The organism is Noviherbaspirillum sp. (assembly GCF_035654295.1).
GTDB lineage: Bacteria > Pseudomonadota > Gammaproteobacteria > Burkholderiales > Burkholderiaceae_D > Noviherbaspirillum.
In genome coordinates this window covers 1-11,679 of record NZ_DASRXF010000082.1, presented here as the reverse complement: position 1 = coordinate 11,679, position 11,679 = coordinate 1, and the positions used below count along the sequence as shown (strand labels likewise).

At 65.4% G+C, this 11,679-nt stretch carries 9 protein-coding genes; 4 read left to right on the top strand and 5 right to left on the bottom strand.

The genetic code is table 11. From position 1 onward, the window contains the following. Positions 1 to 111: 111 nt before the first annotated feature. From VFF99_RS08825 to VFF99_RS08815, 3 genes are read right to left on the bottom strand one after another with little or no spacing between them, the layout of a single operon-like run. Positions 112 to 1,398, bottom strand: coding sequence for an O-acetylhomoserine aminocarboxypropyltransferase/cysteine synthase family protein (locus VFF99_RS08825; protein ID WP_325016983.1), 1,287 nt, complete (start codon positions 1,396 to 1,398; stop codon positions 112 to 114). A gap of 30 nt (positions 1,399 to 1,428) precedes the next feature. Further along, the gene (locus tag VFF99_RS08820; RefSeq protein ID WP_325016981.1) at positions 1,429 to 2,784 is read right to left on the bottom strand and encodes a TrpB-like pyridoxal phosphate-dependent enzyme; all 1,356 of its coding nucleotides are present in this window, start codon (positions 2,782 to 2,784) and stop codon (positions 1,429 to 1,431) included. A gap of 45 nt (positions 2,785 to 2,829) precedes the next feature. Then, the gene (locus tag VFF99_RS08815) at positions 2,830 to 3,213 is read right to left on the bottom strand and encodes a rhodanese-like domain-containing protein (RefSeq protein WP_325016979.1); all 384 of its coding nucleotides are present in this window, start codon (positions 3,211 to 3,213) and stop codon (positions 2,830 to 2,832) included. Positions 3,214 to 3,440: 227 nt separating this feature from the next. Here VFF99_RS08815 and VFF99_RS08810 point away from each other — a divergent pair, with 227 nt between their 5' ends. Next, positions 3,441 to 4,676, top strand: a complete 1,236-nt coding sequence (locus VFF99_RS08810; RefSeq protein ID WP_325016977.1) for an MgtC/SapB family protein — start codon at positions 3,441 to 3,443, stop codon at positions 4,674 to 4,676. Between the two features lie 136 nt (positions 4,677 to 4,812). Here VFF99_RS08810 and VFF99_RS08805 read toward each other — a convergent pair whose 3' ends face one another. Next, positions 4,813 to 5,535: a Crp/Fnr family transcriptional regulator gene (locus VFF99_RS08805; protein WP_325016975.1), complete on the bottom strand. Its 723-nt coding sequence runs from the start codon at positions 5,533 to 5,535 to the stop codon at positions 4,813 to 4,815. Between the two features lie 184 nt (positions 5,536 to 5,719). On the opposite strand from VFF99_RS08805, the gene VFF99_RS08800 reads away from it, so the two are divergent. From VFF99_RS08800 to VFF99_RS08790, 3 genes are all read left to right on the top strand, one after another. After that, positions 5,720 to 6,817 (top strand): sensor histidine kinase, encoded by a 1,098-nt coding sequence (locus tag VFF99_RS08800; RefSeq protein ID WP_325016973.1) that lies wholly within the window; start codon positions 5,720 to 5,722, stop codon positions 6,815 to 6,817. Positions 6,818 to 7,004: 187 nt separating this feature from the next. Then, positions 7,005 to 7,430 (top strand): HAD domain-containing protein, encoded by a 426-nt coding sequence (locus VFF99_RS08795; RefSeq protein WP_325016971.1) that lies wholly within the window; start codon positions 7,005 to 7,007, stop codon positions 7,428 to 7,430. Positions 7,431 to 7,480: 50 nt separating this feature from the next. Beyond that, the gene (locus VFF99_RS08790) at positions 7,481 to 10,306 is read left to right on the top strand and encodes a bifunctional diguanylate cyclase/phosphodiesterase (RefSeq protein WP_325016969.1); all 2,826 of its coding nucleotides are present in this window, start codon (positions 7,481 to 7,483) and stop codon (positions 10,304 to 10,306) included. Positions 10,307 to 10,313: 7 nt separating this feature from the next. Here VFF99_RS08790 and VFF99_RS08785 read toward each other — a convergent pair whose 3' ends face one another. Then, the gene (locus VFF99_RS08785) at positions 10,314 to 11,558 is read right to left on the bottom strand and encodes an HD-GYP domain-containing protein (RefSeq protein WP_325016967.1); all 1,245 of its coding nucleotides are present in this window, start codon (positions 11,556 to 11,558) and stop codon (positions 10,314 to 10,316) included. Between the last annotated feature and the right edge of the window lie 121 nt (positions 11,559 to 11,679).

Here is an 11,679-nt window from a genome sequence, read left to right as displayed (position 1 = left end):
TCGGAAAAGGAACTCGTGGCCTTTGCCCGCCTGCTCGAACGCGCCGTGCGTGCGAGCTGCGAGGCGCCGGCGGAAGTCGCCTGATCCGACTTCCTTTCTTCTTCTTTCTTCTCAGGCCTGGTCCAGCGCCTGTTCCAGGTCGGCGATCAGGTCGTCGACGTGCTCGATGCCGATCGAGAGGCGCAGCATGTCTTCCGATACGCCTGCCTTCTTCAGTTCTGCGGGGTTGAGCTGACGGTGCGTGGTTGAGGCCGGGTGCGTCGCCAGCGACCGGGCGTCACCGATATTGACCAGGCGCGTAAAGAGCTTGAGCGCATCGAGCACGCGCGCGCCCGCGGCACGCGGGTCGGCCTGGTCGACATTCTTCAGCCCGAAGGACAGGATGCCGGAGGCGGAGCCGCCCATCATCTTTTTCACCAGCGGGAAATCCGGGTGGTTCTCCAGTCCGGCGTAATTCACCCACGCCACCTTGGAATGCGCGGACAGGAAATGCGCGATGCGCTTGGCGTTGTCGCAGATGCGTTCCATGCGCAGGGCGAGCGTTTCGATTCCCTGCAGGATGAGGAAGGCGTTCATCGGCGCGATGGCGGCGCCCATGTTGCGCAGGGGGACGACGCGCGCGCGGCCGATGTAGGCGGCCGGGCCGAGGGCTTCGGTATAGACCACGCCGTGGTAGGACACGTCGGGCTCGTTGAGGCGGCGGAAGCGTTCCTTGTGCTGCGCCCAGGGGAACTTGCCGCTGTCGACGATGGCGCCGCCGACGCTGTTGCCGTGGCCGCCAAGGTATTTGGTGAGCGAGTGCACGACGATGTCGGCGCCGTGCTCGAAGGGGCGGCACAGGTAGGGGCTGGGCACGGTGTTGTCAACGATGAGCGGCACGCCGTGCGCGTGGGCGATCTCGGCGAGCCTGGCGAAATCGGTGACGTTGCCCAGCGGGTTGCCGATGGATTCGCAGAAGATGGCCTTGGTGCGGCCGTCGATCAGCGGCGCGAATTCCTCGGGCTTGCGCGGGTCGGCGAAGCGGACCTGGATGCCGAGCTGCGGGAAGGTATGCGCGAAGAGGTTGTAGGTGCCGCCGTAGAGCGTGCTCGCCGAGACGATGTTGTCGCCCGCTTCGGCGATGGTCTGGATGGCGTAGGTGACCGCGGCCATGCCGGAGGCCAGGGCCAGCGCGCCGACGCCGCCTTCAAGCGCGGCGAGCCGCTTTTCCAGCACGTCTTGCGTGGGGTTCATGATGCGGGTGTAGATGTTGCCCGCAACCTTGAGGTCGAACAGGTCGGCGCCGTGCTGCGCGTTGTCGAAGGCGTAGGCCACGGTCTGGTAGACGGGAACGGCAACGGCCTTGGTGGTCGGGTCGGGTGTGTAGCCGGCGTGGACGGCCAGGGTTTCGAGTTTCATGGGTTCCTTTTTGTTGTTTGCTAGGGCGGTTTACACGGATACCTTGGGCAGCCGCTCCAGCGCCGCCTTGATCTCTTCTTCCGGATAGGCGTAATCCTGCAGCTTGCCGCTGAAGTAGCTGTCGTACGCGCCCATGTCGAAGTGGCCGTGGCCGGAGAGATTGATGAACAGGGTCTTGGCCTCGCCGGTTTCCTTGCAGCGCAGGGCTTCGTCGATGGCAGCGGCGATCGCGTGGCTTGACTCGGGCGCGGGGATGATGCCTTCGGTCCGGGCAAACTGCACGCCGGCGGCGAAGGTGGCGAGCTGCGGCACGGCGACGGCTTCGAGCAGTTTCTCGTGGTAGAGCTGGGAGACGAGCGCCGAGTCGCCGTGGTAGCGCAGGCCGCCCGCATGGATGCCGGGCGGCATGAAGTCGTGGCCGAGGGTGTACATCAGGGTCATCGGCGTGAGCTTGGCGGTGTCGCCGTAGTCATAGGCGTAGTGGCCACGGGTGAGTGTGGGGCAGGAAGTCGGCTCGACGGCGACCAGGCGTACGTTCTTGCCGGCCGCCTTGTCTGCGAAGAAGGGGAAGGCTGCGCCGCCGAAATTGGAGCCGCCGCCGCAGGGGGCGAAGATCATGTCGGGGTAGTCGTTTGCCAGCGCGAACTGCTTCTTCGCTTCCAGACCGATCACGGTCTGGTGCAGCAGCACGTGGTTGAGCACGGAGCCGAGGGCGTAGTTGGTGTCGGCGCGCGAGGCCGCTTCTTCCACCGCTTCCGAAATCGCCAGACCGAGCGATCCCTGGTTGTCCGGATTCTGCTCCAGCGCCTGGCGGCCGGCGGCTGTCATGTTCGAAGGGCTGGCGAACACTTCCGCGCCCCAGGTCTGCATCATCGAGCGGCGGTAGGGTTTCTGGTGGTAGCTGACCTTGACCATGTAGACGCGCACTTCGAGGCCGAACATTTGTCCGGCAAGCGCCATCGAACTGCCCCACTGGCCGGCGCCGGTTTCGGTGGCGATGCGCCTGATGCCGGCTTCGGCGTTGTAGTAGGCCTGTGCGATCGAGGTGTTGACCTTGTGCGAGCCGGCCGGCGATACGCCCTCGAACTTGTAGTAGATGCGGCACGGCGTGCCGAGCGCGGCTTCGAGGCGGCGCGCGCGGAACAGCGGCGTCGGGCGCCAGAGCTGGTAGATCTCGCGCACCTTTTCCGGGATCTCGATCCAGCGCTCGGCGGACACTTCCTGCTCGATCAGCGACGCCGGGAAGATGGCCGACAGCGCGTCGGGCGACAGCGGCTTGCCATCGGGGCCGAGCGGCGGCGCCGGGCGGTTGGGCATGTCGGCAACCACGTTGTACCAGTGAGTGGGAATGTCGGATTCGGGAAGCAGGAACTTGGTTTGCGACATGAGGGCTGTCCTTGTAGTTGTTGGCGGGGGTGCTGCGAAAGCGGGTTACCGCCTTTCGAGCGGCAGTCCGGCCTTCTCCCAGGCGAGGATGCCGCCCTGCACGTTGTGCACGGACTTGAATCCCTCCTGGACGAGCATCTGGGCGGCCGCGCCGGAGCGCGTGCCGGAGCGGCAGATCAGGATCACGGGTTTGTTCTCGAAGGCACGGAATTCATGCAGGCGGGTCTTGAGCCGGCCAAGCGGCACCAGCAGGCTGCCCGGCGTGCGCACCTCGGCGTATTCATGCGGTTCGCGCACGTCCAGCAGCAAGGCGCCCTGCCCCGCCATCGCCCGCGCCTGCCGGACGTCGATGACGTCGAAGCCGGTCGCCTGGGCGAGCGTGCAAAGCGCCGCCAGAACCAAAGCGGTGAGAGTTCTGTAGAAGGCCATATGCGATTTCGTTGATGTTATTTGCCGTCAGCCCTGGCATGGGTCCTGTTTGTCATTCCGGCGCTTGTCTCCCTTGCGCAGCAGGATCCCGAGGTATGCGCCCTAGTCTAGTGAGGGCCCTCCGGCTTGCAATTGACGCACATCAAACATTTCGGACTGGAACATCTCTGCGGCCCGTCGCGCGCAGCCGGCACCTATAATTTCCGGATTGCATTCATCCTTCACCCATGGAAAACATCCCTTCGCTTTTCGCCAGCTGCGCCGCCGCGCTGGGCGGCAGTATCCTGATCGGCATCGAGCGCGAACGCCACAAGGGCGCCGGCCCCTCGCGCGCGCTGGCGGGCGTGCGCACCTTTGCGCTGGCGGGTTTCAGCGGGGTGATTGCTAGCCATCTCGCGCAACCGGCGGTAACGCTGGCCGGCGCGCTGTTCATCGCGCTCCTGGGTACGATCGCCTATTACCGCGACCGCGGCGGCGACCCGGGCGTTACGACCGAAATCGCCCTCTTCCTGACCTATCTGCTCGGCATTGCCGCCGGAACCAACGTGCAGCTTGCCGCGGCGGGGTTTGTCGTGGTGGCCTGCCTCCTCGCCGGCAAGACGCGCCTGCACCATTTCGCGACGCGGACGCTGAGCAGCGTGGAGTTGCGGGACGGCCTGCTGCTGGCAGCAGCGGCGCTGGTCGTCTATCCGCTCATCCCGAACCGCACGATGCCCTACCTCGCCCATGCGAATCCGAACCATCTCTGGCGGCTGGTTGTGCTGCTGATGGCATTGCAGGCGCTGGGCTATATCGCGCTGCGCCTCATGGGGCCGCGCTTCGGGATGGCCATTGCCGGCCTGGCCTCGGGAGTGGTCTCGAGCAGTTCGACCATGGGGGCGATGGGCGCACGCTCAAGGGCGGAGCCGCAGTACGCGGCCGCGTATGCGGCTGCCGCGCTGTGCTCCAACCTGTCCTCGATGGCCATGCTGGTGGCAGTCGGCATGGCCATCGATGCGGCGGCCGTCAGGGCGAGCTGGCCGGTGCTTGCGGGAATGATCCTGGGCAGCGGCGGCGCGGCCGCCGTCGCCATCGCCCTGCAGCCTGCGGCAAACAAGGAGAAGCTGCCCTCGCAGAACGTGTTCAGCGTGCGCCAGGCGGTCGGTTTCGCAGCGCTGCTTACGCTGCTGACGGCTGTCGTTTCCCTGGCCACGGTGCATTTCGGCTCCGCGGCGGCCGAAGCCGGCGCCGCCCTCGCGGCGACAGTGGACATGCAGGCGGCGGGGGCGGTGCTGTTCTCGCTGTTTGCGGGTGGATCGGTGGACGCGGGCACGCTCAAGCGCGGCCTTGCGATTGCGATCACAGCCAATGCCCTCAGCAAGATGGTGATCGCCTGGGCGGCGGGCAACCGGGCTTACGGCGCACGGACAAGCGCGGGTCTGGCGCTCGAGATCGCCGCCGTGTGGGCGGGGGCTCTCCTTTAACCGCGGGGGCGCGCCGCGCAACTTGCCCACAATTGTTGTGGCCAATTCTGTGGACAACCGGGGATAAGCTTCCGCATGTCCATGATTTTCAAGGAAATTGTTGCTTTGATGAAAATCAAGGCAGATGGGCGGGTGCTTATCCCATGCCCTTGCCCAAGGCTTTCTCGAACTGCTTCCTCACCACCTTGTAGCATTCGCAGCTCGCCTCTTCCAGAGCAGCGCGGTCGAGGATGGTGATCACCCCCCGGTTGTAGGTCAGCAGGCCCGCCTGCTGGAAATTGCGGGCCACCAGCGTGACGCTGGGGCGGTGCACACCGAGCATGTCGGCGAGGAATTCCTGGGTGAGCTGGAAGGTGTCGCCCTGCACACGGTCATGGCTGAGGAGGATCCAGCGCGCGAACCGCTCCTCGGTCGTGTGCAAGCGGTTGCACGCGACCGATTGCGATACCTGGCTCAGATAGGCTTGCAGGAAGCGGTACAGCAGGCGCCGGAACTCCGGGGCGCGTCCGAGCAGCTCATTGAACAGTTCCGCCGGCATCCTCAGGCTGTCGCCCGGGATCTGGCAGATCGTGGTTTCGGTGGCCTGCGTGCTGCCGGTCAGCACATCCACTGTCGACATGCCTTCCAGCCCCACGGTGCCGACCTCGACGGCCGCGCCGTCTTCCATGACGGCGAGCACTGAATGTGCCCCGGACAAGGGAAAGTAGACAAAGCGGATATCGCCGCCGCGCTCGAACAGCACGGTCCTGATGGGCGTGGGAAAGTATTCGAGATGCGGACGCAGCAACTGGTACTCATCCTCGGGCAGGCGCGAGAGCAGGTGATTGGGGCATTGCGCAGCAGTAGCGGGCACGTACATGGAAGGTCTCCGGACAATAAACGGCGTCGGCCGACGACGACCCGGCAACTACAGCACAGGTCAATGCGTGTTCGCATGATCTGGCGCAGAGCCCCTCCATGACACTGGTCTATGTATGAAACTGTACCGACCGGAAAGCCGTGCTTTGCTAGATTCTCGCCGTCTTGAACCTGAACCGCCCGCAATGCGTTTATCCGCCTTTATCCTTGAGAACCTGGAGCCGATTCTCCAGGAATGGGAGGACTTTGCCCGCAGCATCCAGCCGCCGCACCGTTCCATGGACGTCATCGAACTGCGCGACCACGCGAAGGAGATGCTCGAAGAAATCGCCGCCGAGCTTGCTGCCGGCACAGTATCGGCCCCGGATGCGAACGGGGACCGTGCCCCGCATATTCATGCCGAGACGCGCCTGAAGTCAGGTTTCAACATCGAGCAGCTCGTCTCCGAGTACCGCGCGCTGCGCGCCAGCGTCCTGCGCCTCTGGATGGCACGGGAGAAGTCGGCGGCATGGTTCGAGGTCGAGGACATGCGCCGATTCAACGAAGCGCTGGACCAGGCGCTGGCCGACTCCGTGGCGCGTTACTCGGCGGTCGTGCGGCGTTCGGAAGACATCTTCCTCGGCGTTGTCAGCCACGACCTGCGCACGCCCTTGCAATACCTGAGCATGGGTGCGGAATTCCTGATGCGCTCGGAGCGGTCCGACCCGCAGCTGATCCAGCTCGGCGCACGCATGTTTGGCAGCACGGCGAGGATGGGCCAGATCATCGACAACCTGCTCGACTTTACCCAGGCCAGGACCAGCGGCATGCGCATCGACCCGCAGCCCGCGGACCTCGCGCTCATTTCGGAGCAGGTGGCGGATGAATTCCGTTTCTCCGATCCGAGCCGCGCGATCGAGACCGAAGTCCACGGCGACGTGACGGGCCGCTGGGACGCGGGCCGCATCGGCCAGGTCTACCAGAACCTGATCGGCAATGCCCTGCAGCACGGCGCCGACGATGCTTTCGTCACCGTGCGCACCGCCGCGGACGGCGACGTGGTCGTGATCACGGTGCACAACTTCGGCGCGCCGATTCCCGAAGCGGAGCTGGCAGGCATTTTCGACCCGCTGCGGCGCTATACGGACAAGGCTTCCGACAAAGCCAAGCAGATGAACCTCGGACTCGGGCTGTACATCGTGCGCGAGATCGTGGCGGCGCATGGGGGCAGGATCACCGTGAGTTCCAGCACGGAGGGAGGCACTGCCTTCACTGTCAGACTGCCCAGGAACCAGCAGGTCTGAGCGCAACTTGCCCACATTTGCTGTGGCCAATTCTGTGGACAACCGGGGATAAGCTTCCGTATGTCCATGATTTCGAAGGCAATTATTGCGTTGATGAAAATCAAGGCAAGCGGCAAACCGGGCGGCCGGCCTTGCGGCGGCGCACGTTTTGCCGCTATCGTGCTCGTTTTGCACGAGGGCTTTCCCCATGCTCCTGTTCCTCGGTTTTGACGGCGTCATGCATCCGGCCCGCGGCGAGCGCACGCTGTTCGAACACCGCGCGGCGCTCGAAGCGCTCCTGCGCGAGCACACGCATGTCGAGGTTGTCATCACCTCTTCCTGGCGCGAGGTGTTCGATACCGATTCGCTGCGCGAGGATTACTTCTCGCGCGACCTCCAGCCGCGCATCATTGATGTCACACCGCTGATACCCGGCGCGATGCGCTGGCAGGAAGTGCAGGCCTACCTTGATGAAACGCGCTACGGCGGCCCGTATATCGTGGTCGACGATGACGCAACGGAATTTCCCGCCGGCTGGGCACCGCTGCTGTTGTGCGACTCCGCCGTCGGCCTCGACGCTGGAAAATGCGCCGAACTCGCCGCCCGCATGATGCAGCGGCCGCAAGGAATTTAAACCGGGAACAACAGGTCAAACGGCAACTTCCGCAGTGAAGGAGCGGCGAATTGCCTTCCGACGCGCCAGCCGGCGACGAACATCCATCCCGACCACGTACTGTCCGCACGATCCTGAGCTGGCTCGTCGTTGCGTGCATGCTGCCGGGCATCATCGGCGCGACCGCGATCTTTTTCCTGGAGTACCGGCAAGCGGCACAGCAACAGGAGAGGGATACCATCCAGACGGCAAGGGCACTGATGCAGGCGGTGGACAACCACATCCTGCGCGTGCAATCGCTGGCGCAAGGCTTGGCTGCATCCGACTCTCTGGCAACGAATGATCTGCGCACCTTCTACGACCAGGCGCGCAAGGCACTGGCGGAAACGCGCCTGGGCTCGTCAGTGGTCGTCGCGAGGCGTGACGGGCAGCAGCTCCTCAACACTACGCTTGCCTACGGGCAGCCGCTGCCGCACCATGGCAATCCCGACATCATCGAGCAGGTGTTCAATACCGCCGAACCCGTGGTGTCGGACATTTTCATCGGTTCCATCCTGCACCTGCCGGTGATGGTGGTGGCTGTGCCCATCCTGCGGGACGGCCAGGTACACGGCTTCCTGAATATCACGATCTCGCCGGAAACCTTCAACGACATTCTGATGGCGCAGGGCCTGCCGGCGGGGTGGGTAGCGACCATTTTCGACAGCAAGGGCACGATCGCCACCCGCAGCCGCGAGGCCGACCGGTTCTCCGGCCAGAAGCCGGCCGATGAATACTTCCGCAAGCTCATGTCTGCCGGAGAAGGCACCTTCGAGGCGATCATGCGGGACGGCGAACCGGTGCGCGCCGCCTACACCAGTTCCCCGCTGACCGGCTGGCGCATCGCCATCTCCATTCCCCAATCCACGCTTGCGCAGCAATTCAACCGCCGGATCTCCATGCTTTCGCTGGGCGTTGCCGCCCTGCTGGCGCTCAGCCTCGCCGTGGCCGGCCACATCGGCGGGCGCATCGTGCGCGCCTTCCATGCACTGGTGGAGCCGGCACGAGCGCTCGGCGCCGGCGAGCCGTTCCGCACGCCATCGGTGGAAATTGTCGAAGCCGCCTCGGTGGCCAAGGCGATGGATGACGCGGCGGTGCTGCTGGAGCAGCGCAATACCGCGCTGCGCGATGCCATGCAGACATTGCGCGAAAGCCAGTACCGCTCGGCGCTGGCGCTGAAGGCCGGCGGCACCGCGGTGTGGGAGCTGGACGTCGCCTCGCGCCGGCTCCTGCCCGCGGACGACCTGCTGTTCGCGATGCTCGGCTATTCGCCGCAGGAGTTGCAGACCTGGGCTGACTGGTTGGCGCTGGTACATGAGGAAGACCGTTCGGGCGTGCCGAGGATGATCGAGGCCGTGATCGAAGGCCGCCAGGAAAGTTACTGGCAGGAGCTGCGCCTGCGCGCCAGTGATGGCAGCTGGCGCTGGGTCTTGTCGCACGCCATTGCCGCCGAGCGCGGCGAAGACGGCCGGGCAGTGCGCCTGATCGGCACGCATACCGACGTCACCGAGCGCAGGCTGGCGCAGGAGCATGCGCGCCAGGCGGCGCTGCACGATACGCTGACCGGCCTGCCGAACCGGGCGCTGGTGTTCGAGTACGGCAGCCATCTGCTGGCCGCCGCCCGGCGCAACCATGGCCGGGGGGCGCTGCTGTTCATCGACCTCGACCGCTTCAAGCCCATCAACGATATCTACGGCCATGAGACCGGCGACCGCGTGCTGCAGGAAGTCGCGCGCCGGCTGCTGGCGGGCACGCGCGATGAAGACCTCGCGGGCCGCCTGGGCGGCGACGAGTTCGTCGTCATCCTGCCTTTCCTGGAGGGCGACCGGCTGCGCGCGGCGACTGTCGCGCAGCACCTGGTCGACACCATCAGCCAGCCCTATCCGATCGATACGATCGAGGTCTCGCTCTCGCCCTCGATCGGCATCAGTTTCTTCCCCGAACATGCGACCGACATCAGCGACCTGATCCACGCCGCCGACCTGGCGATGTACCAGGCCAAGCAATCGGGGCGCGCCACCTATCATTTCTACACGCCGGAACTGGACCAGCGTGCCGAAGAGGCGCATTCGCTCGAAGCCCGGGTCCGGCATGCACTGCGCCACGGCGGCCTGAAACTCTACTACCAGCCGATGATGGATATCCGCAGCGGCGGTATTGCCGGCGCCGAGGCGCTGGTGCGCCTGTGCGACCGGGAGGGCGACGTCATCGGCCCGGACCGCTTCATCCCCATCGCCGAATCGGCCGGGCTGATCGGCGAGCTGGGCGAATGGGTGGTGAGCGAAGCTTGCCGCCAGCAGGGCGCCTGGCTGCATGAAGGGCTGGAGGTCTCGATTGCGATCAACGTCTCGCCGCTGCAATTCAGGCAGCGCGACTTCGCGGACCGGCTCAGCGGCATCATTGCCGAAACCGGCATCGATCCATCCCGCCTGGAAGTGGAGGTGACGGAAAGCGCGATCATGGACAACCTCGACGACGCGATCAAGGTGCTGGCCCGGATCAAGTCGCTCGGGGTGAAGGTGGCGCTCGACGACTTCGGCACCGGGTACTCCAGCCTCAGCCGCCTGACCAGCCTGCCGCTGGACAAGCTGAAGGTCGACCAGTCCTTCGTGCGCCGCGTCGCCAGCGACCAGGCGAGCCGCACCGTCACCGGCGCGATCATCGCCCTCGGACACAGCCTCAAGCTGGACGTGATCGGCGAAGGCATCGAGTCGGAAGAAGCCTTGCGCTACCTGCGGGAACACGGCTGCAACCAGGCGCAGGGATACTGGTTCAGCCGCCCGCTGCCGGCCGCCGAGTTCGCGCGCTGGTGCCGCCGGCAGCAGGAGGCGCGTACCTCGGCGCTGCCCTCCTCCTGAGCCGGATTCAGCTCCCGGTGTAGTTCTGGATGTCGTCGAAATGGGTGCGTACCAGGGCGACGATATCCCCGTCCAGCGCCCCTTCGTCCACGAACCGGTTGAGCAGCGCGATCGCTGCCTGGCGCGTCATCCCGGCGCGGTACGGCCGCTGCTCGGAGATCGCCGTAAACACATCGGCCACGGCGATGATGCGTGCGCCCTGCGGGATCGTCTGCTTGCGGAAGGGATAGCCGTGTCCATCGAGGCGTTCATGGTGCAGCGATGCGTAGGTATTGATCTCCTCCAGCCCGGGTACCTGCGACAGGATGCGGTGGGTGTAGTAGGGATGCTGCTTGATGATGCGCATTTCCTGCGGCGTGAGCTTGCCCGGTTTGTCGAGGATTTCCGCCGGCACCGCGAGCTTGCCCAGGTCGTGCAGGAAACCGGCGGTGCCGATCAGCCGGGTCTTGACGGGATCGATGTGCAGCAGCTGCGCGATGCGCTCGGCCTTGGCCGCGACGGTGCTGGAGTGGATCGCGGTATAGGGGCTGCGGAAGTCGATGATGCGTGCGAACAGGCGCGCCAGTTCGTACAGCTCGTCCAGGTCCAGCGCCACGTTCTGCCCGTCGAAACCGCAACGGATGATTTCTTCCTTGTGCGGGCTGACGAGGTCCAGCCAGAACGATTCCGAGCGCGACGCATGCGTGAAGGCGGCGACGGCCTGCGGATGGTAGCGCCGGCCGGCGTCATCCACGACCTTGCGCCGGATGTCGGTGCTCTGCTCGAGGATGTCGCCGCGCGGCCGCGGCAGCACTGCGACCCGGTCGGCCAGGTGCAGGACGTGGCTCAGCAAGGGTACCGCCGCATTGTTGCACTCGCTGCCGCGCCGGTAGTTCCATTCGACATGGTGATAGCGCACCGCTTCCGCCGCGCGGGCAAAGGGCGGAAAGTCGCGCAGCAGCAGGTAGCCCTCGATGGCGTGCGTGTGCACGCTCTCTTCGAGCGTGGCGTCCAGCGGAATGTCGCCCGCGACGGCGTAGTTCTGCAGCGACAGCCGCAGCGTGCCGGACACCGCCCCGACATCGTGCAGCGCGCCCGCGAGGACGGCGTCCTGCCTGTCCTGCACCGGCAGCCCGAGGCCATCCGCGATGCGGGCGGCGACATAGGCTACGCGCATGTGGTGGTCCGAAAGGTCCAGCGACAGCAGATCGAGAGCCCGGGATACGCAGAGGATCAGGTCGAAGAAACGGACATCAATACTGCCACTGCTCATAGAGACCTTTTGCTGCTCCCTGCCCTTACGCCGCCATCTTCTTGATGGCAATGGCGAGGTCCTTGTCGACCTTCATGATGTGGTTGACCAGCCAGTTGCGCAGGAAGGTCGATACCTGCAC